Source organism: Paraburkholderia sp. BR10954 (assembly GCF_040965775.1).
Lineage (GTDB): Bacteria > Pseudomonadota > Gammaproteobacteria > Burkholderiales > Burkholderiaceae > Paraburkholderia > Paraburkholderia youngii.
The window spans coordinates 111,128-136,358 of sequence record NZ_JBFRCK010000023.1 but is presented as its reverse complement, the minus strand read 5'-3'; the positions used below and the strand labels follow the sequence as shown (position 1 = coordinate 136,358).

Sequence of the window (25,231 nt, the reverse complement as noted above, 5' to 3'; positions counted from 1 at the left end):
ATGTTCGGAAAACTAACTCTCGATGCGATTCCGTATCACGAGCCCATCATCGTCACGGCGGGCGCCGGCATGGCCCTCGCCGCGCTGGCGGTGCTCGGCGGAATCACGTATTTCGGCAAATGGCGCTACCTGTGGAGCGAATGGCTGACGTCCGTCGACCATAAGAAGATCGGTGTCATGTACATCGTCGTTGCGTTCATCATGCTGTTGCGCGGCTTTGCCGACGCAATCATGATGCGTATGCAACTGGCGCTGTCGTACCTGAGCCCAGGCTATCTGCCGCCGCATCACTACGACCAGATCTTCACCGCGCACGGCGTCATCATGATCTTCTTCATGGCGATGACGTTCATGATCGGTTTGATGAACATCATCGTGCCGCTGCAGATCGGCGCGCGCGACGTCGCTTTCCCGTTCATCAACTCGCTGAGCTTCTGGCTGACGGCAGTCAGCGCGATCCTGATCAACATTTCGCTGGTGGTTGGTGAATTTGCACAGACGGGCTGGCTCGCTTATCCGCCGTTGTCGGAATTGCAGTTCAGTCCAGGTGTCGGCGTCGATTACTACCTGTGGAGTCTGCAGATCTCCGGTGTCGGCACGTTGCTGACTGGTGTGAACTTCTTCGTGACGATCGTGAAGATGCGCGCTCCGGGCATGTCGTGGATGAAGATGCCGGTGTTCACGTGGACCTCGTTGTGCGCGAACGTGCTGATCATGGCGTCGTTCCCGATCCTGACCGTCACGCTCGCGCTGCTCGGTCTCGACCGTTACCTCGGCATGCACTTCTTCACGAACGAAGCCGGCGGCAACGCGATGCTGTACCTGAACCTGATCTGGGCATGGGGTCACCCCGAGGTGTACATCCTGGTCCTGCCGGCGTTCGGTATTTTCTCGGAAGTCGTCGCGACCTTCGCGAAGAAGCCGCTGTTCGGCTACAAGACAATGGTCTGGGCGACCTGCGCGATCATGGTGCTGTCGTTTCTCGTGTGGCTGCATCACTTCTTCACGATGGGTTCGGGCGCGGACGTGAACGCGTTCTTCGGCATCGCGACGATGGTGATCTCGATTCCGACCGGCGTTAAGGTGTTCAACTGGCTGTTTACGATCTACAAGGGCCGTCTGCAATTCACGACACCGGTTCTGTGGACGATCGGCTTCATCATCACGTTCACGATCGGCGGTATGACCGGCGTGATGCTGGCGATCCCGGGCGCGGACTTCATGCTGCACAACAGCCTGTTCCTGATCGCTCACTTCCACAACGTGATTATCGGTGGCGTGCTGTTCGGCTATCTGGCCGGCTTCAACTACTGGTTCCCGAAGGCGTTCGGCTTCAAGCTGAATGAGAAGCTCGGCAAGGCCGCGTTCTGGTTCTGGCAGATTGGTTTTTGGGTCGCATTCACGCCGCTGTATGTGCTCGGCTTCATGGGCGCGACTCGTCGTCTGAACCACTACGACAACCCGGACTGGCATCCGTGGATGATCATCGCCGCGTTCGGCGCGGTGCTGATCGCAATCGGTATCGCTTGCCAGTTGCTGCAACTGGTCGTCAGCATCCGCGATCGCAACAAGATGGAAAACCGCGACCTCACGGGCGATCCGTGGGACGGTCATACGCTGGAATGGGCGACGAGCTCGCCGCCGCCGGTTTATAACTTCGCGCACATCCCGGACGTCCGCTCGCTCGACGCGTTCACCGAAATGAAGTCGCGCAAGGGCGGTGTCAAAGTGCCGGCGTATCGCGACATTCACATGCCGTCGAATACGTCCGCGGGTCTGCTGGTGGGGCTGTTCTCGCTGGTGCTCGGATTTGCAGCCGTGTGGCACATCTGGTGGCTTGCGATCGTTGGCTTGGTTGGCACGATCGTCACCGTGATCGTCTACAGCTTCATGGACAACGACGGCTATTACATACCGGCCGACACTGTCGCGCTGATTGAAGAGAAACGCAACGGCGGTGCTGGCGCCGTGGCCGGTGTCGGCGCAAGCGTCGGCAAGCAGGTCGCGCTGGAGGTGGACTGATGTTACAGAAGACTATTGCGGTTGAGCCGCATCTCGCGCCGGACCACGTGCCGTCGCACTCGGTGTTCGGCTTTTGGGTGTACCTGATGACCGACTGCATCATCTTCGCGGCCCTGTTCGCAGTGTTCGCGGTGATGAGCCAGCAGTTCGCGGGTGGTCCGAGCGGTAAGGACCTGTTCGAGATTCCCGGCGTCGCGCTCGAAACGACGATGCTGCTGCTCTCGAGTATCACCTACGGCTTTGCGATGCTCGGCGCGCACAAGAACCGCAAGGGCGCGCTGCTCGGCTGGCTCGGCGTGACTTTCCTGCTGGGTCTCTCGTTCCTCGTACTGGAATTGCGCGAGTTCTCGCACATGATCGCCGAAGGCGCGGGTCCGAGCCGCAGCGCGTTCCTGTCGTCGTTCTTCACGCTGGTCGGCACGCACGGTCTGCACGTGACGTTCGGCCTGATCTGGATGGTGGTGCTGGCGCTGCAGGTGATGCGTCATCGCGACCTGACCGAACGCGACATGATCCGTCTGACGTGCCTGAGCCTTTTCTGGCACTTCCTCGACGTCGTGTGGATCGGCGTTTTCACCTTTGTCTATCTTGCGAGCGTGATCTAAATGGACCATAGCCATAGCGCCCATGGCGCACACTCGGAAGGCGGTCACGGCAGCTTCGGCAGCTACATGACGGGCTTCGTGCTATCCGTGATTCTGACCGTCGCGGCATTCGCGATCGTAATGACCGGTACGTTGACCGGCCATAGTGCGTTGTTCGCGATCGCGGGCCTCGCGCTTGTGCAGATCCTCGTGCACTTGGTGTTCTTCCTGCATATGAACACGTCGTCGTCGCAGCGCTGGAACGTGACGGCGTTTGTGTTCACTGCGTTGACCGCGGTTATCGTGGTGGGCGGCACGTTGTGGGTGATGCATAACGTCAGTATGAACATGATGTCGCGCTAAGCGGATAACGCTTTAGCGTTAGCATCGGTAAAAAGGCCCCGCAAGATTGAAATCTTGCGGGGCTTTTGCTTTGTCTGGACGGTTTGCTTTTTGCTGTGCTCGTGGCGCGCGGAATACGAAAACGTCATCGATATGCAGGAGCGATGCGAATCGCCAAAGGCCGTCGCAATAGGGCAATCGCGGTCCACGTTCGCCCGTATCTACCCCGAGACGCTTGCTAATTCTCCAACGGACCACCAGGTTGAAGACACAAGTCGCAACATAACAACATGAATTCCGGACGTGTTCCAATCGCTATTTCCTAGGCGCATTTGGTCTTAGGATCGGCGCTATGGACATTAGATCCGAGATGATCTATTGGTCAATTCGAGCCTATTGATTTCATTGGGAAAACTTTAGAGTGGCGCTCTGGATTCCTTTGCTCACTACTAGTGCGCGGCGACCGTAAGGTTTGGAAGGAAGGACTTCTAGAGATTCCGTCTTGAGAGTCGGAAGAGGTTTGTTGCTGATTCGATCGGTAATTCCCATGTGAAAATCTGCGGCAGATCCTCAGGTACAATGCAGCCGGCCTAATTGAGTAGGCGGTCGTTGACTCCTGGGCGGCCGGTCTTGCGTCAAGCCACACAGTTTCGGTCTCGCATATTCCACAACTTTTGCTATCGCATGAATTCGATTACAACGGAACAGGATCCTGTGTTCTCCTCGCTTGAAGTAGCGACCGAGGAGCGCCCGGACGCGCCAAATACCGTGACAAATGCGCGACCCTTAGATACAGCCCAGCACTTCTGGCGCAAAGACGAGAACCGTCTAATGCTGCGCGACATGATTCTGGACGAGCGGAGCAGAATCAAAGCGATCGAAAGCCGATATCGCGCGATCGCGGATGCGGCAGCGGCCGAAGTGGCGACAATGCGCGAGACATCTGCGCAGTCCATCGCAGGGCCACGTCGTTCATGGACGCGATTCCTGCATCCTCTGACCAAGCACTTGAAGCGAGTCATGCCGTCGGTTCAGTTAGAAAGCGCTCCACTGCCGCCGGTGACGCCTCCCGAGGCTGGCCGTCCTATCGAAATTGACTATAGCGTCAAGGTTCCGTTTCAGTTTCCGACGTTGAAACAGTTGAAAACGGATCGCGTCGCCGCAGTCATCCATTTGTTTTATCCAGAACTCGCGCCAGAGTTCCGTGTGTATCTGAACAACATCCCGGTCGATGTCGATGTGTATATATCGACTTGTGATTCATTCTCGGCCGAATTGATCCAGAACGCTTTCAAGGGCTGGGCGAAAGGTACGGTCGAAGTTCGGGTTGTCCCAAATCGAGGTCGCGACATCGCGCCAAAATTGCTTGCATTCAAGCCCGTTTTTGAGCGGTACGACTTCATTCTATGTCTGCATGGGAAGCGATCGCATCATGCAAGTGCATTGGCTCAATGGCGTCATTTCCTTCTCGAAAGCCTTTGCGGTTCGGCCGAAGTCGTCAGCAGTGTTCTTTACGCATTCGAGCATGATCCCACCCTCGGCATGATTGCAGCGCAGCATTTTGAAACGATGCGGCATTGGACCAACTGGGGAGGCAACTTCGACGGCGCGCAGAAGCTTGCAAACCGTCTCGGTTTCGGTATAGACAAATCGACACCACTGGATTTCCCATCGGGTTCGATGTTTTGGACGCGGGCGGCAGCCCTGAAAAATCTGGTCGAATTGAATCTGAGCTTTGACGATTTTCCGGCTGAAGCTAATCAGACCGACGCCACGCTCGCACATTCCATCGAGCGGCTTTTCTTCTACGCTTGCGAGCATGCAGGTTTCCATTGGATGAAAATCGCGCGGCCAGAGCTGTATGACAAAACGCCAGCAATGATTGCCATCGCTTCTGCTCCCGATTTAAAAGCATTTGCCAATCATTACGTCTTTCGTCTTCTTGACCCAAAGGGTGTCAAGATCCGCGCTGTTCGGCCTACGCCGATCGCTGAGCCGCCTCGACGATTAGCTGACGTCATTCAGCAACGAGCTCTCGGTTTGCCTTTCAAAATTCCGCATGACACAAAAATCGCGATTGGCATCGTTACGTATAACAATGACCGGGCGGAACTTCAGCGTGCGATCGAAGCGGCTCGTATCTCTCTGTCAGAGGCGGGCTTGCCGGTGGAGAACAATCTCTACCTGCTCGATAACGGTAACTCGACCGAACATTACGATCTGGACCGCAGCTTCCTGACACGCTTGCAATCCGAGGGAAATGTCGGCTTTGGCGCCGGTCACAATAGGTTGATGCGGGCGGCTTTCAAAGACGATGCGGATATTTATATTTGCCTTAACCCTGATGGAATTTTGCATCCGGACGCGATTGGCAGCCTGGTTAAAGCTGTATTGGCAGCAGACGGAAGATCATTGGTCGAAGCACTTCAATTTCCATCCGAACACCCCAAGCCCTACGATCCCCTGACACTTGAAACTCCTTGGGTTTCGGGTGCATGCCTGGCAATTTCCCGGACGTGCTTCGAGGAATTGGGCGGATTCGATGACAGCTTCTTTATGTATTGCGAAGATGTCGACCTCTCGTGGCGTGCCAGAGCGCTTGGTTTCAGTCTGAAAACTTGTCCGCAAGCACTCTTCCTTCATCGTGTCACCAATCGCAAGATGAGCGTATCGACGGTGGAAATGATCTACACATCTGCTTGCTTGCTGGCCAGGAAGTGGCGTGGCGCGGAGTTTGAGCATTGGGTGCAGAGCGAAATGGCTGGCTTGGGGAAGCAGTTACCCCAGCATTACCCAGAGCCTGTTCCCGTTGAGTGGAGCAAGATCGCCGATTTCACCGCACATACAAGCTTCGCGAAACCGCGTTGGTAAAACCATGATTGAAAATCAAGTCGACTGTATCGTTAGGCTTCACGACGTCAAGCGCCTCAAAGAGCTGGAACGTTGCGTTTTCTCGCTGGTCGGGCAAACCTATCGTCCACTCAATATCATCGTCACGTTACAGAGGTTCTCGCCTTCTGATATTGCGCAGGTAGAGGCATCGCTCGCGCGCTTGCTGAAGATGCACGATGCCCCGTCGCTGAAAATAGTGAATTTCACTGCGGAAGAACCTAAAGATGCACGAACAGAACTGTTGAATCTGGGCCTATCCAACGCAACCGGTCAGTACGTCGCTTTTCTCGACTACGATGATGTCTTGTATCCGGAAGCTTACAGTCTTCTGGTCGGCCAGTTGAAGGCCAGCAACGCCGCGATCGCCTTCTCATCTGTCAGAGTGGTCCACGCCGATGTATCCCCGCAATTTATCGTGGCTGCACGCGCGGACTCCAAGGTTTTTCCTGGCGAAGGTCTCGAGGACCTTTTCGTGGCCAACTTCTGCCCGATTCACTCCTATCTGATCGATAGATCGATTGCTTTTGCAGAACTCTATTTCGATACCCTGCTGACTTGGGAGGAAGATTACGATCTTCTGCTGCGCGTTACGGCCGCGTATCCTTCAGATTTTAAATTGGTTGGGACCATCGTCGGTGACTATTACATCAAATCCGATCTGAGCAATTCGACGGGCGTTACCGGGGCGGAAGGCAAGCTCAGTGGGGACCGCTTGCGCGAATACGAACAGGTCGCCGCGTTGATCGAGGCCCGACGCAGAATTACCCGACTCAGTGAGACCGTTAAGAACAAGCTTGGTTTGCAAAACAAAGCTGGAAATCTGACAATCCGAAATGCCCTGAGAGAATTGGGAGTAGACGAGGTATTCGCTGAGTCTGTCGCCTCCGGCTCCGTCGACAAGCCGAAAGTCGAGATCGCAGGCGCGGCACCGATTCATCCCAACGACGACGTGTTCGAGGGTTCCTTAGCCCACTACGAGTCGGTCGGTTCGCAGATGGCGGAATTTGTGCAGCGGGCTGCCAACTTGTCCGGTGTCAAAGACCCGACAATCCTTGAGCTTCCCTGTGGTTACGGACGCGCCACCCGGCATCTCGTCAAGAAATATAAGGCGTCTGATGTCCATGTTGCCGATATCGTGGCGCCCGCTGTCGACTTTTGCAGTTCGACCTTCGGCGTACACGGTCATCACATCGTTCGCCCACTGTTTGAATTTGCGTCAATCGAAAACGCAAGGTTCGACGTCGCTGCACTGGAGTCTTTCATCACCCATCTTTCGCAGGCAGACGCCCGATCGGCAATGAAGCATTTCTTCAGCAAGATCAGGTCTGGCGGTATTGGTGTCGTAACCACACACGGCGCGCGGTCGAGGGAACGTCTAAGCGAAACGGATTGCTATTCGGTAGGCGAGGAAGCGCGAAAACGCTTGCTTTCGTCTTACGACGCCGGAGAATACGCCTTTGTTGACTCTCAAACTACGAAATCGTCAGCAGCGAAAGTCGCCAGGGATCTCGGGGAACGTTACGGTGTTTCAATGATTCCGGAACGCTGGCTTCGGACTTTCTGCGAAGAATTCAGACTGACGATCGTGGAACGTATCGTTGGTGGCTGGGACGACAACCAGGACGTTTATTTCATTCGCAAGTAACTGCTCGGCGTTGAATAATCGCGCCGCGCCGGCAAGCACGGCCGACTTCATGCGCCTAATGAACAGCGACGTCGAAGTCGTCATCGCCGACTGGCGAAGAGGAATGATTTTGGTGGTGCTGCTTGCGAGCTAGGTGCGGTGGACGTGAAGTTGACGACTTGACATTCGCATGGGCTTCAAGGATTGCAAAACTTGGTTAATCTGGAACAGAAAAGAAACAAGACAGGGTGGCTGTCAGAGTACTGGCACCCGTCGCCGGAAGAGCGGTTCTGCCTGCCGAGTGCGATTTACTTCCTGGTGAAATTTAGAGCCGACCTTGCGCCTTTCGATTCGGACCGTTTGGACGATCGCGTAACGCTGTACTTCTGGTGGGAAATGACGGCGCGTGAGACGTACCCGGATTTCGATTGGGCGCTTCGTCAGGAAGATCTTGAATATCTGTATCAACTGGACAACAAGACGCTAATCGATCAGCATCCGGACGCAGTTACATTCTGGCTGGTCGCGGCGGCGCCGAGCGTGCTCGACACGAAGCAACTTGTCGAAACCTTGCTGGAACCGATTTCCTGGCCCGAAATGCTGGGGCCGATCGACGCGCCCCAGTCCGGCAACATACCGTTGCCGCGCTTTCTCGCGCTCATTACGACCGGGCGCCCCGATCTGCGCAGCGCCTTCGACCTGACTACGCTGACCGGACGGCTCGGTTGCCTGAACTGGTGGGCAGAGCATGGCCACCTCGAGTACAAGCGGATCACGTGGACACCGCCGCCGATCGGCGGCGGGCTGCTCGAACCCGCGCAGCCTTCCATCAACGACGGGCCGCACGTGCCGCGCTTCCTGTCGCAGATCGTCGCGGAACGGCCGGACCTCCAGACCGCGTTCGGTTCGCTGCAGACCTTTATTGGTCGGCTCGATTGCCTGTCGTGGTGGCTTGAACATGGTCAATCCCAATATCGCACGATCAAGTGGGTACCGCCTGCTCTACCCGCGTCACTGTTCGAGATGGAATGGGGCGAGCATCCCGACAGTTTTCCGCTGCCTCGTTTCCTACGCCTGATCGTCGAGGAGCGTACGGATCTTCAAGGGTTCTGCTCGTTGGAGAGCTTCATTGGACGCATCAAGTGCCTATCGTGGTGGGACAGCGACGGACAGCATGAGTATCGCGCCATCAAATGGTCGGCTGTCCGTATAGCTGAACTGCTGGTCAACCTCGACGACGAGCAGCATGCCGATGCCTCGTTGTTACCGCGCTTTCTCATTCTGATCGCGAACGAGCGCGCCGACGTACGCAGCGCATTCGACATGAATACGGAAGCGGGCCGCTCTCAACTCGTAAGCTGGTGGAACGAGTGGGCCAGAGTCGAATTTCCGTTGCTGGAATCGCTCAAGGTACGGCGGGTCGGGAGCACCAAAGAGGACAGCGATGACGACGAGCGCGAGCCGGCCCGCTACCTCGCGCGCATCGAAGGGGACGGCTATGAGCATGGCGTGAACGTGATTGGCTTCCCGCAAGGCGTGCTCGGCCTGGGCGAAGATGCCCGCATGGCCGCGCGCGTGCTGCAAATGTCGTCCACGCCTGTCACGCTGATCAACGCGCCGATGCAGGGGCCGGCGAGGCTTGATCACTCGGTCGATCACCTCCTGAGCGATGAGCTCAAATATCGCATCAGCCTGATTTGCCTGCCGGCGCCCGAAATGGTGCGCCTTGCGCTGGAAGGCGGCCGTAAATTGATCGACGCGCCGACGCACAAGATCGGCGCGTGGCCGTGGGAACTGCCTCATTGGCCGAGCGCATTCGGCAAGGTGCATCAGATGGTCGACGAGATCTGGGCGCAGAGCCGGTTTGTCCAGAGCGTCTATAGCCGGCTCGGCGACACGCCGGTCTACCAGATGCCGATGGCGGTCGAAGTGCCCGCGCCGCTCGAGCCGAAGCGCGAACGCTTTGGCCTGCCGACCAACGAATTTCTGTTCTATCTGATGTTCGACGGCAACTCGTGGCTCAGCCGCAAGAACCCGCTTGCCGGCGTGCGGGCGTTCAAGCAGGCGTTTGGCAGCAGCTCGCCCGGCGTCGGGCTCGTCATCAAGGCGATGAACGTGCGCGACGACGATCCGGCGTGGCGCGCCGTGCTCGATCTGGCCGCGGGCGATAGCCGCATCCACATCGTGTCCGAGCGTCTGAGCCGCCAGGACTCGACCGACTTCATGGCCTGCTGCGACGCGTACATTTCGCTGCACCGTAGCGAAGGTTTTGGCCGTGTGATCGCCGAGGCGATGGCGTTGGGGCAGCCGGTCGTGGTCACGAATTTCTCGGGCAACGTCGATTTCTGCGAGCCCGACACCGCTTTCCTGGTGGATGGCGAACTCGTGCCGCTGCGCCCCGGCGACTACCTGTTCGCCGAAGGTCAGTACTGGTGCGATCCGGACGTATCGATCGCGGCGGAACAGCTCAAACGCATGATCGACGATGCGCCACTCCGTGAGCGCATCGCACTGTCGGGGAAGGCGCGCATCGAGCGCGACTACTCAGTTGAGGCAGTCGCACGCGCGTATGAGCGGCGGTTGAACGACATTGTGGAGGCGAAGAGGATTTGACGCGGAGGGCTCAAACGCGAGCGAGCACGACCGGACCCGGACGGCGTCTCACGCCATATGCCAACCCCGCTGCCAGGGCCCCGCAGATCGTATCGTTTGCGCAGATCCCGCAATCTTGACTCTAAATCCCTCCTGCGCCTCCTCCGGTAACCGAACAGCAAAGCCACAACGCTCCGACGCATAGCCGGCAGCAGCCACATCCGGCCGCGGGTTGCCAGTCAGCGTCGTCGCAACCAGCTTTTCCCGTACCCATATTTCAATCGGTACGCATTTGTCCGGTACGCTCAGATTCACCGCCCAGCCGTGCACCATGTCGTCGTTCACTGCGTCCACGAAACCATCGAACAGGTCGCCGCATTCGCGGCGACGCGATTGCGCCAGCTCAATATATGCATCGATTGGAGAGAGATCAGCCGAAGTAGCGACCTCGCGCACCATACGTAGATGATTTTCGTCGAATCCGAACATGTTCGACTTGCCGGTATAAATATAGGGATTATCGAGAGCATCGATCCGCCGCTGAATCTGGCGAACAGCTTCTATGGCCCGGGTATAGATAGCGCCGTACGACTCCCTTTCCCGTGCGATCTCATCGCACACATACTGGTACAACTCGTAGTCCAGATGATTGTCTTCGACAAATTTTTCACGGGCTCGCTCGGATAGCGGCGAGCGCTCTTTGGGCACGCCTTCCGTCACATTCGTACGGATGAAGAACGGTAAACGCATTCCGGTTCTACCGCAAAGACGAAGCAGAAAATCGCTCATGTCTTCACAGAGACCGACTGTCGGGATATGTTGCCGGACGTTCTCAATCGCGATTTCGAGGCTTTCACGGTTCACGCGGCCATGACCGCTCAGCATGTGCACGAACAGATTCTTGCCGCTGCACGATTCGCCCACCCAATCGTCCAGAGACAATTCACCGCCTTGCGCCAGCGCTTCAGCCTCGGAAACCGAAACTCCGCGTGCGACGCCCCCGTTTTTTCCATTACGCGCGAACCAGTAATGCGAGGTCTGCCGACTGAGCGGCTCGCGCAAAATACTGCAATATTCCAACGGCATCTTGAGGTCTCGATGAATGCCGATAGGATCATGACCGCCGCCGACTCCGCTTGCCAAAAATCGCTCTCGCGTTTTTTCCTGAGATACACCACCCCATACGAAATTGATGAACTTATCGCTATCGAGATTAAGGTCAAAAAAGGAAATAACAGTGGAACCGCCACATTTCGGCGGATGTATGAAGAACAGAGGTTTGCTCACGTAGGTTATTGCTATGTGTTGGGTAGCCTCAATTTTAAATCCAATGGCGGGCCCGAGGTGTAACAACCAGTTGTGATATAAAGCCGCGCAGCCCCCGAAAAGGCTCGATGTACTGGTGAGCAACAAGCCCGCATAGGCGCTGTACCGGCGTCTCGGCTTCGTCGAATTGCCGCGCAGGCACCGATCTCGGCGCGCCTGCCGCGCGAGCTCGAATCGGTGCGAATGGAGTGGGTGGGGAAAGAATAACGGGCGCCGTAACAAAGACGGCCTGCAAGATGCGACGCAATCACGAGGCAGATGCCCGATGCAGTCGATTCATAAGACATAAACGAGGACCTGAAAACATGCACATCCATCCCGTAGTTCTTTGCGGCGGCAGCGGCACACGACTGTGGCCGATGTCGCGCGGCGGCTATCCGAAGCAGTACCTCGCACTGACAGGCGAACACACGCTGGTCCAGCAAACCGCGTTGCGCTTGCGCGGCATCGATGGTGTCACCGCGCCGATCGTCGTCACGAACAACGAGCAGCGTTTTCTTGTCGCCGAACAACTGCGCCAGGTCGACGTGGGGTCCGCAAACATCGTGCTGGAACCGGCAAGCCGCAACACCGCGCCGGCCATCGCGGTGGCCGCGTTGCTCGCACTGCGCGACACGTCGGACGCTTTGCTGCTCGTGCTGCCGTCCGATCATGTGATCGCGGGCGAGGCCGCATTCGTCAAGGCGGTCGAAGCGGCCGCGCAGATCGCGAAGGATGGGCGTCTGGTCACGTTCGGCATCACGCCGACCGAGCCGCATACCGGCTACGGCTACATTCGCGCGGGTGCGCCGCTGATCGACGGCACGCAGACTTTCGCGGTCGACTCGTTCGTCGAGAAGCCCGATGCCGCGACCGCCCAGCGCTTCATCGATGAGGGCCGCTACTACTGGAATAGCGGTATGTTCATGCTGAAAGCGTCGACGTATATGGACGAGTTGCGCCGCTACGAGCCGGAGATCGCGCGTCAGGCCGAGTTGTCGCTGCAGAACGCGCAGCAGGATTACGATTTCGTGCGTCTCGATGCCGAGTCGTTTGCCGCCTGCCCGAACATTTCCGTCGATAACGCGGTCATGGAGAAGACCCAGCGCGCGGCCGTCGTCGCGGTCGCCGACCTCGGCTGGAACGACATCGGTTCGTGGACTGCGCTCGCCGACATCGCCGAGCGCGATGCGCAGAACAACGCATTGATCGGCGACGTGCTGACCGACGCGGTCAGCAACTCGTATATTCGCGCCGAGCATCGGCTCGTGGCCGCCATTGGGCTCGAGAACGTCGTGATCGTCGAGACCGCGGACGCGGTGCTGGTCGCTAATCGTGACCAGGCGCAGAACGTGAAGAAGATCGTCGCGCAGCTCAATGCGATGGGGCGGCACGAGTCGGTCACGCATCGTCGCGTGGTGCGGCCTTGGGGTTCGTATGAGGGCATCGATAGCGGCGAGCGCTTCCAGGTCAAGCGCATCGTCGTCAATCCGGGCGCGCAGCTGAGTCTGCAGATGCATCATCATCGCGCCGAGCACTGGATCGTCGTGAAGGGCACCGCGCTCGTGACGAACGGCGACAAGGAAATCATGCTGACCGAGAACCAGTCGACCTATATTCCGCTCGGCATCACGCACCGGCTGCTGAACCCCGGCAAGATTCCGCTCGAGTTGATCGAGGTGCAGTCGGGCGCGTATCTCGGTGAGGATGATATCGTGCGGTTCGAGGATACCTACGGGCGCGTGGCGAAGGGTTAAAACCCTCGGAGTTTAGCCCCGGCGTCGCGCCTCAAAGGCCATCGGTCGAAAGACCGGTGGCCTTTTTTTATTCATGCGAGCGGATCTGGACACTGACGGCGCGTGCGAAGGGTGAGCGTCGAGCAGCTGGTCGACGGGCCGTCGATATAAAGCGTGTGCGGACCACGGGCTCATCTGCTGCTGGACAACACATTTCTTTAATGAATGTCAGGTTTATTCGCATTGCATGACCTGTGAGCAATTTTTCAGAGTTGCGCCATTGTTTTTCCATGAGAGGAAGGGAACGATCGGAGGGCGGGCACCCGAAGTAGCCGCGCAATTCAGAAAGTGTTAATTGGGCGACTGATGTACGTCGTCAATCTCAGGAGTGAACACTTGAATTCACGTAATCCAGTTGTGCGTCCGGGTATCGACGTTCACCAGTATTACACCCTCGAAATCACTGCTACACCGAGTGCCGCTCTTGCCGATATCTACTCGTTCAAGGGGATGAGCGGTATGGGCGTGCCGACGAAGTACTCCATTGAGTTCACGCACCCACAGCGCGACCTGCCGCGTAGCGATTACATCAACAGGATGGCGACGTTCGTCATCCAGCCGCCGCGCGCGACCAGTTGGAGCGAACCCGAGGCAGCGCGACGTGTCTATGGCGTGATTACCGGCTTTGCACAGATTGCCAGCAACCACGACCAGACTATGTACGAGGTCACGCTGGAGTCGCGCCTTGCGTTGCTGCGGAACATGCCGCGGACCCGGTTCTTTCTTGACGAAAGCGAACCAGAGATCATCGAGAAGATTCTCAGCGAGAACGGGTTCAACCAGATTTTCGCTGACTACCAGTTTGACCTTTATCGCACATACCGCAAGCGACCGATCATTACCCAATGGTGTGAAGACGACCTCACGTTTATCACGCGCCTTTGCCGGCGCGTTGGCATCTGGTTTGCATGTGAGGCGGGCGAGCGCTGCGAGATCGTCCACTATGGGGATGACTTCACGAAATACCGGCGCGACCCGGAACGCTACAGGGTGCCGTATCTGGAGCCAAGCGGCTTGGACGCCAACGGCCGGGAATCGGTGCAGTCGCTCGCGATGCGCACGGCGATGGTGCCGGCGAAGTTCACGGTGCGCAGCTACAGCCCCGAGCAGCCGAATAACCTGTGCATAGATGGCACGGAAACGATCCATAGTGACCCGACAGTTTACGGCGAAACCTACACCTGGGGCCTCGATCTCAATGACGAACGGGACGCCGCGCGCGAAGCGGAACTGCGGCAGGAGGCGGCGCTTGCGGAGCAGGTTGTCTACACCGGGACATGCGACATGCTCGATATCGTTCCGTCCTGCGTGCTGGAACTGTCGAACCGCGAACTGCCCGAGGTGAAGTACGGCCTGTTGGTTACGCGCGTGACGTGCAGCGCTTCGCGCAAGCAGGGTTACAAAGCCGAGTTCACAGCCATACCCAGCGACCGGCAATACCGGATGCCCTTGATGGAGGAGACATGGCCCAGGATAGCGGGTGTCATCACCGGCACGATTGCGTCCACGAAAGATTACGTGGGTCCTTACCTGGACGACCAGGGGCGGTATATCGTCAATCTGCATGTGGACCGCGACCCGCGCACGCCGGGACTGGACAGTTGCCCGATGCGGCTTGCCAAGCCATTCGCGGGACCGGGGAACGTAGGCTTCCACTTTGGACTGGAACCGAAAACGGTCGTGGCCGTGGCCTTCCTCTGGAGCAATCCCGACAGGCCGTTCATATCCCACGTACTGCACACAGCCAGGCAGACAGACCCGATTCACGCGGAGCATCCGTGGGCGCAGCGCAATACCATCCACACCCGCAGCAACAATACGCTGCAGATGGACGACCGGCAGGGCCAGGAGCATATCAAGCTAGCCACCGAGCATGGCAAGTCGCAACTCAATCTCGGCCACGCGGTCAATCGGAAAAACGAACAGAGAAGCAACGGGGTTGAGCTGCGGACGGACAATCAGGCCGCTATTCGCGGTGGCGGCGGTCTGCTGTTATCGGCAGATAACCAGCCGCAGGCGCAGGGGCACCAGACGGACACGCAATCTGCCAGCGCCCAGTTCAGTCTCACGCAGACGCAGGCGCAGGAACTGACACAGGCAGCCAGGACAGCCAAGGCGGAAGTTGCTGACGTAAAGGCGGAAAACGAGTGGCTCAAGAATGAACTTGCAAGCCTGAAGGAGGCCGTCATCGCGCTATCTGCCCCGCGCGGTATTGGCATGGCGACGCCGGAGCGGATGATGGTATCCACGGGGAAGGACAGCAGTTTCGCCACCTCCGCAAGCTTCAACGTCAATGCCTTTCGAAAGATCGTGATGGCGGCGAAAGAAGTCATTTCGATGTTTGCCCAAACCGGTATCAGCCTGATCGCAGCGCGCGGCAAGATTCAGATACATGCGATTACTGACGGGCTGGACGTCACATCGCAGAAGGACGCCTACATCCGCAGCGTCGGCGGCAAGGTCATCATCGAGGCAAAGGAAGAACTGCTGCTCAGGTGCGGCGGCTCCTACATCAGCCTCAGGCCACACCACCTCATCAACGCGACACCGGGCGATTACATCGAACGCGCCGCTTCATGGAACAAGGCAGACCCGGACGGCACGATGACAAAAGCCGCGGTGCCGTACATCAACGACATTGCGGACCTGTCCCGCCACGGTTCGAAGTTCTCAGGCTGATTACTGATTCATTCCAGATATTTAATGATGACAAAACCGAACAGTCCGCCTCAGCCCGCGCATGAACAGCGGCCAGAGCCGCCGAAGGTCTGGCGCTATCCGTTTCTCGCGCGGGGCGGCAAGGAAATCACCGATCCGCAGATCCTTTACTGGGCGCTTGGCCGGATGGAGGACGGGTTCTTTCCGCTTGGCGTGAATGGTTTTCCGCATGGTGGCGTGCATTTCGGCGCAGCCTCGGCGCGTGACCTCGACCAGAACGCCGGCGTGCGCGTGATCGCCAACGGTGAGATCGTCGCGTTCAAACTTGACGACGCCTATTCGCATATCCAGTTCACGCAGGACCATCGCTGGGGCATGTATTCGACAGGATTCGTCCTGGTGCGTCACAAGATGACCATGCCGCCCGCGCCGGGTAGTACGGCAGCCCAGCCCGCCGACGAGACGCTGACGTTCTACAGTCTCTACATGCATATGGCCGACTGGGCGACCTATCTGGCGAATGGCGATCTCGTGCGGCCTGGCTGGTGGCCCGGCGTGGATGCATTCCGTATCGGCAACAAGCAGCGTCAGATCGGCAGTACCGACGCAGAGGGGGTGGCGGGTGCGTTCGTCTATCAGGAACCGAAGGCAGACAAGAAAGGTTGTTTCACACCAGGCGCGAGCGTCGGCTTTCTGCCTGAAGACAGCGAAGTCATCGTTAGTGAAAAGCGCGGCTCGTGGGCGCACATCAAGTCCATTTCGTCGGGCGCAATGATCGCTGCGAGTAGCGGTGGCTACTTCGGGCAGGGGGACGGCAGTAACGTGCCCTGGCTGCGCCCAGATGGTGATGAGCATGGCTCCGCGCCACTTACACCAGAGGGTGACTGGGGCTGGATTAACTATCATGACCAGCGCGCAATGAAAGAGCCACACGACGTGGGCAAGGTGGTAGTCCCGCCGCACCCGATCCAGATAACTGCGGGAACGCTACTGGGCCAGCTTGGCGAGTATCACGACTATGAGCGTTCGACACCTCTGCCACCCGTGCCGGCGCGTCAGCTTCTGCATCTTGAAGTATTCGCGGGCGACGAACTGAAGCCATTTATCGAAAAGAGCCGTGCGCGTGCGGCCGAACTGCCACCTGGTGAACAAACCATTCTGCTTGTGCATGCAGGCGCGAAGCTCGTACCGAAGCCGATTGACCCTGACATGACGTTGGGACAGTCGCGACCGCTTCTAAAGCTTGTACCGACCGAGAACAGTCCAAAGACAGGTCGGTGGGTTCTTGTGCAGCCGTGGCGTCACGATCAGTTCACGACATTGAACGTGTTGGATGGGAGTCCAGTGTGGGTCGCACGCGATGACCAGGGCAAGTTCACGTCACCGAACGGGATGCGGGCGTGGAGTCGCTTTCCGCTGCAATCGAGTGCGGCAGGCGATCCGGCAAACGGAACGGCACTGGCTATATCGCATGCGCAACTTGACAGTCTGGACAAGGACAACGTAGCTGCCGATGAGAGCGGCGTCAGGTGGTGGCGTATCGAGTTCGGCACCGCAGACGGCAAGCAGAGTTCTGGCTGGGTGCGTGGCAAGAACCAGTCTGGCACAAGCTATCCCGGTACGACCTGGGAGAGTCCGTGGGCGTGGCCTGGTTTCGAATTCGTGGACGCTACGGGAATCAGCCTTGCCGATGCATTCAGGCGCAATCTGGTTGTATGCGGCAATGCCGACTGGAAGGAGCAGAGCGAGTTCGAGCCATCCTTGGCGGCAGTCAATGACAATTCCCTGCTTCAGCGCCTCGAACAGACAGTCGCACGCCTGCCGCTCGGATACAACGAAAAGCGTGAGAAGGGCAAGAACGGCGAGGAAGTTGTTACGGCAAAAAAACTGCAGCGCGCGATGTACACGTACTCACTCGCCAGCGAACTCGCACATGTGATCCTGCGTTATGAAAGTGAGTGGGGCGGTGGCATGGCCCGATGGGACGCGATTACCCCGCTCATGCGCAACGCGCGCGAGAATTGGCAGTGCGAGCTTACGCGGATCCGGAAGCTGCAATGGTGGGATGACGTGAAGGGTAGGGTTACGGGGTTTCCGTCGAGTCCGGTTGTCAACCATATCCATCCGGTGGCAATGATTGCAAATTTTGTGGGGGTATGTCCGGATGAATGCACAACGAAGACTTATGAGTTTCACACGACTGAAGGTTTACTCCGGGTTTCAAAAAAGGCGTTTGATTTTCTCCTCTCGAAGGAAGGCTATAAGGCTCATCCCTACGTGCCAGATGGAGATCAGTCAAGTGGCGTTACGGTTGGATATGGATATGATTTAGGGCAACAAACGAAAGCGACAATTTCCGCTGACCTTGATGGAATTTTCCAGTCCGATCACGTTGCGCGCCTTCAAGAAGCCTCCGGCGTTCATGGTAATGCAGCTAGACATCTAGCTCCTTCTTTTGCCGATATTTTCGTGACGCAAGACATGGCGTTACGTCTGGTCATGGTGATGAAGCGGCGATTTGCTCAGCAGACGGTTGACGCTTTTCCTGGCGTCACAAAAATTCATCCCCACTGCCAGGGGACGCTCTTGAGTTTGGTCATCAATCGGGGGCCAGGGATGGAAGATAAGCCACATCAGAAATCCAGGGCTCAAATGCGCGCAATTAGGGCTGATATAGCAGGCAACAATTTGCATGACGTGCCAGTACAACTACGAAAGATGAAGGAGCTATGGCAGGGCAGCGGGCAAGGCGGTCTTTTGAGCCGTCGCGATGACGAAGCAGCCTTGTTTGAAGGTGGGATGAATTGTAATTGCTGGAGATAATTTCATGAAGCGAAATCTTCTTGTTGTGGCTTTGGTAGTTTTTATGCCTGAAATCTCTATGGCATATACGGCATGCACGGGCGGCGTGACTTTTGATTTGGAGGCATGCGCAAAAATCAACTTCGAAGAATCGGATAAGTATTTGAACTCCAATTATAAGAGCCTCTTTGCTACGCTCTCGGAGGGCGATAGGGACGTTCTTGTTAAAGCGCAGAGGAAATGGGTTTCATATAAAGAATCAACCTGCCAAGGTGCGTATGACGCCACGTTTCCGGGAGAAGAGGCTGGTATCGACAAGTGGTCCTGCCTGGATCAAATTACAAGAGCGAGAAAGCGGGAACTGGAGTACCTAAAGTCAGGCATAGGAGGCGACGAATTCTTTCGTGCAGCGGATATCGTTTCGAAATTCTACGAACATGGTAAACGCGAAAATTTCATTTCTAAGTTGGTCAATGAATTTTCGAAAGATTCTGACTCCAAGTGGCGCGAGTACGTTAGCAACAATTGTGCGCTGGCCATTTCGCGAGTCCATGATCAGAAGGATCAATGCGTGGCGCGTCAAGAGTTCTATAAGTATTAGCCCGTTTTCTGGATTTAATGTCAGTGTCCGATTCAGCTGCTTCGGGCTTTGAAGGTAAGCATGACGGAAAGATAGTTCATTTTTTGTTGAAGGATGCAGAGCCGGCTTCAAACGACACGTTTCGGGGCCGATCGGTCGCTTATGAATACGACCCCGTATGGTGTCCAAAGTGCAATACGACCGGCAAGATTGTATGTGTCAGACCTCGGCACGATACTGGCCCGAATGGAAAGCAGTGTGCGTTGAGCGGTGACTGGTGCCTCTGTAAGTGCGATCCGCACCCGTTGCTGATTGCGAGGCAACAGGATTCGTCCACGTCATGAACGCGGAGAACGTGGATCCTTAAATTGGAATGCCCGCATCGACGCAGGAGGACCGAGATTGAAATGACGGCGCCCTCCAGCGGCGCGAGATCATTCACCGCACGCATTCGCCACAGCAAGCGCACAATACCCCGACGCCCACCAGCACCCCTCAAGGAGCCCCCATGCCCCAACCCAAACCCATCGAATACGCCGACGCATCACCGAAGGTCAAAGCCGTCTACGACGACATCAAAGCGACCCGCCAGGTCGACGACGTGAACAACTTTTGGAAATACATCGCGCAACATCCGCCGACCCTCGCGCGCACATGGGACAGCCTGAAAGAAGTGATGGCGCCCGGCGCGCTCGATCCGCTCGTCAAGGAGTTGTTGTACGTCGCTGTCAGCGTGACGAACAACTGCGGCTATTGCGTCGCGAGCCACACGGCGGCGGCGCGTCGCGCCGGCATGACCGACGAGATGTTCGGCGAGTTGCAGGCGATCGTCGGAATGGCTAACGAAACGAACCGGCTCGCGGTCGGCTACCGCGTGCCGATCGATCCGGCCTTCGAATAAGAGCATGAAGCGCATGATGCGGCCCGATCGTACCGACCCGGGCCGCAACACATGCCTGCTTGCGCCGTTGCACGCAGCGGCGCGAGGCCTCGTGCTTACAACGGCACGACCTTGATCGGCTCCGGATGGCAGACCGGGGTGTAGACCGGCTCGCAGCCGTAGTGCACCGGATGGCAGGGATTGTAGGAGGGCGGGTTGTAGTAGAACGGGCCACGAACCGGCGGTTTTTCGCCGTAACACGAAGGCGGGTATTCGGGCGAGTGGCACGAGTGGCCGCCGCGCACGGACTGCGCAGCTGCGTGGTCGAGGTCGTCGCAGCGCGACAGGTCGGCAAGGGTCAAGTTGGACATGATGAATCTCCGGCAACGTTGGATGGGTATCGAGCGCGCAAATGCCTTGCGCTCGGGCGTTCCAGTTGCACGCAACATGCCATGCGGCGGGATTCAACGTCGGTACTGGCGCAAGCGCTGATCGACCGCACCTGCGCAGCCGAAAACTGGTCGCGGTTGGCCAACTCGCGTCAGGCCGGTGTCGTTCAACTGCCAACACGTCGGCCGAATCAGCGCGTACTCCATCCCGCGAGTAACGCCGGTAGCTCGGCCATGTCCCTGAACACGTGCACCGCGCCCGCGCCATGCAACGCGGTCGCGCTGCTATGGCCGAGGTGCGTCGGGCAATAGCCGAATACCGTCGCACCCGCTGCAACGCCCGCGGTCGCTCCCGTCACCGTATCCTCGATCACCGCGCAGCGCGCCGGCTCGACGCCGAGTGCCGCGGCCGCGGCGAGGTAGACGTCGGGAAACGGCTTGCTGCGCGGCGTTTCGTGTCCGCTGAAGATGCGCCCGTCGAAGCAGTCGAGGAGGCCGGCCTTCACGAGCTGCAATTCGATCTTGATGCGATCCGCGCCCGACGCCACCGCAATGCGTCCGTTCAACGTTTGGTGCAGTGCGCGCACCGCGAAAGACGCGCCGTCGATCGCGCGCAACTCCTTGTCGAGCGCCACGTTGCGACGCGCGCGGAACTGCGCCAGCCACTCGGCCGTGATGGCAAAGCCGGTGTGCGCCTCGATCAGTTCCGCTTCGTCCTTGACCATCTTGCCGACGAAAATGCGCATCGTCTCTTCGACGCTCATATGCCACCCGAGCTCGCCGAGCATCTCGGTGAGCACGCGGTTCGTGATGGGTTCGGAATCGACGAGCACGCCGTCGCAGTCGAAGAGCACGGCGTCGAAAGGAAAATCGGCCATCGGGGAGGGTACGGATGAGGTTCGCTAAAGCGGCAAGGATACCCCACCGGCTCGCGGGTCGCAGCGCGATGGCCGCCCGACAGTGAAGCGCTTCCTTCCCGCCGCACTTTTTTGCAGACAGAGCGACGGATTTCGCCCCGCTGACCCGTTGAAGCAGAAATGGGGCCACTCTGGCTCCGGCTCTTTTCGGTCCTATGGGAGAAAACGACATGATCTCGAACCGCATGAGTCGCCTGCTCGGTTCCACGCTCAGCGCCGCGCTGTGCTGCGCGGCCACGCTGACGGCCGCACCCGCCTTCGCAAAAGTGGTGATCGCGCCGATGGCGCCGCCGCCGCCGCGCGTCGAACTCGTGCCCGCGCCTCGGGACAGCTATGTGTGGGATCAGGGCCGCTGGCGCTGGGAGCACGGCCGCTATGTGTGGGCGCCGGGCCACTGGCAGCCGGTGCGGGTCGGCTATCACTGGGTGCCCGGGCATTGGGCGCAACGTGGGCCGCACTGGCGCTGGATCGAACGACATTGGGCTTGAGCGAGGCTTGCGATGAAAACACTCGTGATGATTCTGCTGGCGGCCTCGCTCGCCGGCTGTGTGGTCTATCCGGCACGTCCGGCCTATTACCGGCCGGCGGTCGTCGTATATTGACCGCATTCGTGATACCCGGCCGACTAGCGCCGTAGCGCACGAAAACCATAACAACACGATAGTCGAAGGAGCGGCGGCAAGTGAACGACGTTGATCCCGTGATGCGGCCCGCACGCGAACGCGCGCGCGTGATGTCGCGACGGAGCCGCACGCCTTGAGCGACGCGCCGCCCGATCCGGACGCCGAGCTGATCGCGCGGGTGGGCCGCGAGGAGCCCGGCGCGGTCCGCTCGCTGGTCGCGCGCAAACTGCCGCGGCTGCTCGCGCTTGCCACGCGCATGCTCGGCGATCGCATGGAAGCGGAGGACGTCGCGCAGGAGGTCTTCGTGCGAATCTGGAAACAGGCGGCTCGCTGGCGTGAAGGCGAAGCGAAGTTCGACACGTGGATGCATCGGGTCGCGCTCAATCTTTGCTATGACCGTTTGCGCGGTCAGCGCGAAGACCCGAGCGACGAACTGCCCGAAGCGGCCGATCCCGCCGCGCTACCCGACGCGCGGCTCGAAGCACGTGCGGACCACGCGCGCGTGCGCGCGGCGCTCGCCGCGCTGCCGGTGCGACAGCGCGAAGCGCTCGTGCTGAGCTATTACCAGGAGATGTCGAACCTCGACGCTGCCGCCTTGATGGGCATCAGCGTCGATGCGCTGGAAAGTCTGCTGAGCCGCGCGCGCCGCGGTTTGCGCGTTCAACTGGCCGGCAGCGGCCTTAGCAAGGACAAGTCATGACGCCCGAAAGATTCCATCAGATCGTCGCAGCGTACGGCGCCGACGCGCGTCGCTGGCCGGAGCGCGAACGCGAGGCCGCGCAGGAGTGGGCGCGCGCGCATCGCGACGAAGCCGACGTGGTGTTGAGCGATTCGGCCGGCCTCGACGCATGGCTGGCCGCGGACCGGATCGAGCCGCCGAGCCTCGAACTGCAACGCCGCATCATCGATGGCGCGCCGTCGCGACGCCCGGCCGCGCGCTGGCGTTTGTGGTGGTCGGGCGCGGCGGTGGCAGGCGTCGGGCTGCTCGGTGGCGTGGCTGGCGCGCTCGCGGTGTCGTTCTTCGTGCTGACCGAGAACGCGCCGCTCTTGCACGAATCCTCGTATCTGACTTCGAGCTTCGGCGGCAGCTCCGCCGATTGGAGCGGCGAATGAATGGGTGCTCGTGGAAATTTGCGCTGCTGGGCTCCGCAGTGCTCAACGTGTTCCTGCTCGGCGCGATCGCCGGCGGCGCGTATCAGTGGTTCACCGCGCACGGCGCGAATCAGCCGGTGACGCAGGACCAGCGCGCGTTGCGGTTCGCCGCCGAGCCGCTGTCGGCGCAACAGCGGCAGGCGTTTATCGACGGCCTGAAAAACGCGCGGCGCGACGGGCGCCAGTATGCGCGTGACGCTCGCGAAGGGCGTCGCGAGGTATTGCGTTTGCTGGCCGCGCCGCAGTTTGATCGCGCCGCGCTCGATGCCGCGCTCGCGCGCACCCGTGCGGCCGACAGCAGCCTGCGCGCGATGGTCGAAGCGAGCGTCGCCGATTTCGCGGCGACGCTGACGCCCGAGGAGCGTGTCAAATTCGCCGAGAGCCTGAAGCTGCGCGGGCAATGGCGCGAAGCGCAGCCGGCGCCGAACGCAAGGAAACCGGCGGCGAATGCCGCCTCGGGCGAATAAAAAAATGCGTGCGGTGGCGACGGATTCCGGCGCGTCGGCCGTTTAACGAACATGCAGGCGTCTCACCTGCCGACGAGGATCGTATGGCCCACTCACCGAACCTGAATGCCGCGGCGATCGCACTGAACCGCTTCGGCCTCGGCGCGCGCGCCGACGATACATCGCCAGCCGATCCGAAGGGATGGCTGCTCGCCCAGTTCGAGCAGTACCAGCCGAGGCCGGACGCGTGGGCGAATCAGCCCGATTCGATCGCGTTGTCGACGCAGCTCGTGCAGCAGCGCATGCAGATCGAGCAGCAGGCGAAACAGAAGGCGGGCGAGCAATCCAACTCGAACCGGAACGCGAACAACATCGCAACCAACATCGCCAGCAACGCCGCAGCAGCCAGCCAGACCGACGCGCAAGCCTCGAAGCTATCCGAACGAAAGGCGTTTCGCGTCGAAATCCTCGACATGTACCGCTCGTCGGTCAATGCGCGCGTCGCAAGTGCGCTGAGCACGCAGACGCCATTTGTCGAACGCCTCGTGCATTTCTGGGCGAACCACTTCGCGGTGTCGGCCGAAAAACCCGGCGTCGCGGCGCTTGCCGGCTCGTTCGAAGCGGAAGCGATTCGCCCACACGTGCTCGGCCGTTTCGAGGACATGCTGGTGGCCGTCGAGCGTCATCCGGCCATGCAACTGTTCCTCGACCAGACCCGCTCGGTCGGTCCCGACAGCATGGCGGCGCTGCGCGCCGCGCCGCGCAATCCGGACAACAGGCGCGGACTCAACGAGAACCTCGCGCGCGAGATCATGGAGCTGCACACGCTCGGCGTGCGCAGCGGTTATAGCCAGGACGACGTGACCGAGTTCGCGCGTGCGCTGACCGGCTGGAGTCTCGTCGGCAATCCGGGGAACGGCGGCGCCAATGCAAACCGGCGCACGATGGAGCCAAGCGGCGAACCCGGCAGCTTCGTGTTTCGCCAGGAGCTGCACGAACCGGGCTCGCGCACGATCATGGGACGCCGCTACGACGAAGCCGGCGAACAGCAGGCGCTCGCGATCCTGCACGACCTCGCGCACGCGCCGGCCACCGCGCAGCATATCGGCGCGAAGCTCGCGCGCCATTTCGTCGCCGACAATCCGCCGGCTGGCGTGTGCGTTCGTCTGGCCGATGCGTTCACCCGCAGCGACGGCGATCTGCCGACCGTCTATCGCGCGTTGATCGATATGCCGCAAGCGTGGTCGCCTGGCGCGGTGAAGTTCAAGACGCCGTGGGAGTGGACCATTTCGTCGATGCGCGGACTCGGCTGGCACGACCTCGGTAATCTGCAGAGCGCGCCGATCCTGACGCAGCTAGGCCAGCCGGTGTGGCGACCCGGTTCGCCCGCCGGCTACGACGATATCGCCGCAAGCTGGGCCGCACCGGATGCGCTCGTGCGCCGCGTCGAAGTCGCGCAACGCTTCGCTTCGCGCGTGGGCGACCGGCTCGATGCGCGCTCGCTCGGCCAGACCTTGCTGGCTGGCTCGCTCAGCGAGCCGACGGCCACCGCGGTGTCGCGCGCGGAAAGCGCGGCGACGGCGATCGCGCTGCTGCTCGTATCGCCCGATTTTCAACGGAGGTGAAC

19 protein-coding genes and 1 pseudogene are annotated in these 25,231 nt (G+C 59.4%); 17 read left to right on the top strand and 3 right to left on the bottom strand.

Annotated features, from left to right (window positions below):
- From cyoB to AB4Y34_RS27475, 6 genes are all read left to right on the top strand, one after another.
- Complete coding sequence (gene cyoB / locus AB4Y34_RS27500) at positions 1-2,022, top strand: cytochrome o ubiquinol oxidase subunit I (RefSeq protein WP_176381353.1); 2,022 nt, start codon at positions 1-3, stop codon at positions 2,020-2,022.
- Positions 2,022-2,627, top strand: coding sequence for a cytochrome o ubiquinol oxidase subunit III (cyoC, locus tag AB4Y34_RS27495; protein ID WP_176381355.1), 606 nt, complete (start codon positions 2,022-2,024; stop codon positions 2,625-2,627). Before cyoB ends, cyoC begins: the two co-directional genes overlap by 1 nt.
- On the top strand, positions 2,628-2,969 hold the full coding sequence (cyoD, locus tag AB4Y34_RS27490) for a cytochrome o ubiquinol oxidase subunit IV (protein ID WP_368596298.1): 342 nt from the start codon (positions 2,628-2,630) through the stop codon (positions 2,967-2,969).
- A gap of 663 nt (positions 2,970-3,632) precedes the next feature.
- The gene (locus AB4Y34_RS27485) at positions 3,633-5,819 is read left to right on the top strand and encodes a rhamnan synthesis F family protein (protein ID WP_368717802.1); all 2,187 of its coding nucleotides are present in this window, start codon (positions 3,633-3,635) and stop codon (positions 5,817-5,819) included.
- Between the two features lie 4 nt (positions 5,820-5,823).
- Positions 5,824-7,485: a glycosyltransferase gene (locus AB4Y34_RS27480; protein WP_176381361.1), complete on the top strand. Its 1,662-nt coding sequence runs from the start codon at positions 5,824-5,826 to the stop codon at positions 7,483-7,485.
- 339 nt (positions 7,486-7,824) lie between these two features.
- Positions 7,825-10,077 (top strand): glycosyltransferase family 4 protein, encoded by a 2,253-nt coding sequence (locus tag AB4Y34_RS27475; RefSeq protein ID WP_255208907.1) that lies wholly within the window; start codon positions 7,825-7,827, stop codon positions 10,075-10,077.
- Between the two features lie 48 nt (positions 10,078-10,125).
- On the opposite strand, the gene AB4Y34_RS27470 is transcribed toward AB4Y34_RS27475, so the two are convergent.
- Positions 10,126-11,343 carry a chondroitin 4-O-sulfotransferase gene (locus AB4Y34_RS27470; RefSeq protein ID WP_368717801.1) on the bottom strand — a complete coding sequence of 406 codons (1,218 nt, stop codon included), beginning with the start codon at positions 11,341-11,343 and terminating at the stop codon, positions 10,126-10,128.
- A 344-nt stretch (positions 11,344-11,687) separates the two neighbouring features.
- On the opposite strand from AB4Y34_RS27470, the gene AB4Y34_RS27465 reads away from it, so the two are divergent.
- From AB4Y34_RS27465 to AB4Y34_RS27440, 6 genes are all read left to right on the top strand, one after another.
- Positions 11,688-13,118 (top strand): mannose-1-phosphate guanylyltransferase/mannose-6-phosphate isomerase, encoded by a 1,431-nt coding sequence (locus AB4Y34_RS27465; RefSeq protein WP_368717800.1) that lies wholly within the window; start codon positions 11,688-11,690, stop codon positions 13,116-13,118.
- A gap of 375 nt (positions 13,119-13,493) precedes the next feature.
- Positions 13,494-15,836, top strand: a complete 2,343-nt coding sequence (locus AB4Y34_RS27460) for a type VI secretion system Vgr family protein (RefSeq protein WP_368717799.1) — start codon at positions 13,494-13,496, stop codon at positions 15,834-15,836.
- Positions 15,837-15,860: 24 nt separating this feature from the next.
- The gene (locus AB4Y34_RS27455; protein ID WP_176381372.1) at positions 15,861-18,638 is read left to right on the top strand and encodes a pesticin C-terminus-like muramidase; all 2,778 of its coding nucleotides are present in this window, start codon (positions 15,861-15,863) and stop codon (positions 18,636-18,638) included.
- A 4-nt stretch (positions 18,639-18,642) separates the two neighbouring features.
- Positions 18,643-19,218, top strand: coding sequence for a lysozyme inhibitor LprI family protein (locus tag AB4Y34_RS27450; RefSeq protein WP_176381374.1), 576 nt, complete (start codon positions 18,643-18,645; stop codon positions 19,216-19,218).
- Between the two features lie 17 nt (positions 19,219-19,235).
- Entirely contained in the window at positions 19,236-19,541 is a 306-nt protein-coding gene (locus tag AB4Y34_RS27445) for a PAAR domain-containing protein (protein WP_368717798.1), read from the top strand.
- Between the two features lie 164 nt (positions 19,542-19,705).
- A complete protein-coding gene (locus AB4Y34_RS27440) occupies positions 19,706-20,098 on the top strand; it encodes a carboxymuconolactone decarboxylase family protein (RefSeq protein ID WP_368717797.1) in 393 nt (130 codons plus the stop codon).
- A gap of 95 nt (positions 20,099-20,193) precedes the next feature.
- Here the strand turns inward: AB4Y34_RS27440 and AB4Y34_RS27435 are convergent, their stop codons facing one another.
- On the bottom strand, positions 20,194-20,448 hold the full coding sequence (locus AB4Y34_RS27435) for a hypothetical protein (protein WP_176381378.1): 255 nt from the start codon (positions 20,446-20,448) through the stop codon (positions 20,194-20,196).
- 209 nt (positions 20,449-20,657) lie between these two features.
- Positions 20,658-21,344 carry an HAD family phosphatase gene (locus AB4Y34_RS27430; RefSeq protein ID WP_176125312.1) on the bottom strand — a complete coding sequence of 229 codons (687 nt, stop codon included), beginning with the start codon at positions 21,342-21,344 and terminating at the stop codon, positions 20,658-20,660.
- Between the two features lie 209 nt (positions 21,345-21,553).
- On the opposite strand from AB4Y34_RS27430, the gene AB4Y34_RS27425 reads away from it, so the two are divergent.
- From AB4Y34_RS27425 to AB4Y34_RS27405, 5 genes and pseudogenes are all read left to right on the top strand, one after another.
- Positions 21,554-21,871 carry a YXWGXW repeat-containing protein gene (locus AB4Y34_RS27425; protein WP_368717796.1) on the top strand — a complete coding sequence of 106 codons (318 nt, stop codon included), beginning with the start codon at positions 21,554-21,556 and terminating at the stop codon, positions 21,869-21,871.
- A gap of 238 nt (positions 21,872-22,109) precedes the next feature.
- Positions 22,110-22,706 (top strand): annotated as a pseudogene (locus AB4Y34_RS27420) (RNA polymerase sigma factor); the annotation flags it as partial.
- A complete protein-coding gene (locus AB4Y34_RS27415; protein WP_368717795.1) occupies positions 22,703-23,119 on the top strand; it encodes a hypothetical protein in 417 nt (138 codons plus the stop codon). The pseudogene AB4Y34_RS27420 and the gene AB4Y34_RS27415, both read left to right, overlap by 4 nt.
- Complete coding sequence (locus AB4Y34_RS27410; RefSeq protein WP_368717794.1) at positions 23,116-23,625, top strand: periplasmic heavy metal sensor; 510 nt, start codon at positions 23,116-23,118, stop codon at positions 23,623-23,625. Before AB4Y34_RS27415 ends, AB4Y34_RS27410 begins: the two co-directional genes overlap by 4 nt.
- Before the next feature lie 83 nt (positions 23,626-23,708).
- Positions 23,709-25,229: a DUF1800 family protein gene (locus tag AB4Y34_RS27405; RefSeq protein ID WP_368717793.1), complete on the top strand. Its 1,521-nt coding sequence runs from the start codon at positions 23,709-23,711 to the stop codon at positions 25,227-25,229.
- The last annotated feature ends 2 nt before the right edge of the window (positions 25,230-25,231 follow it).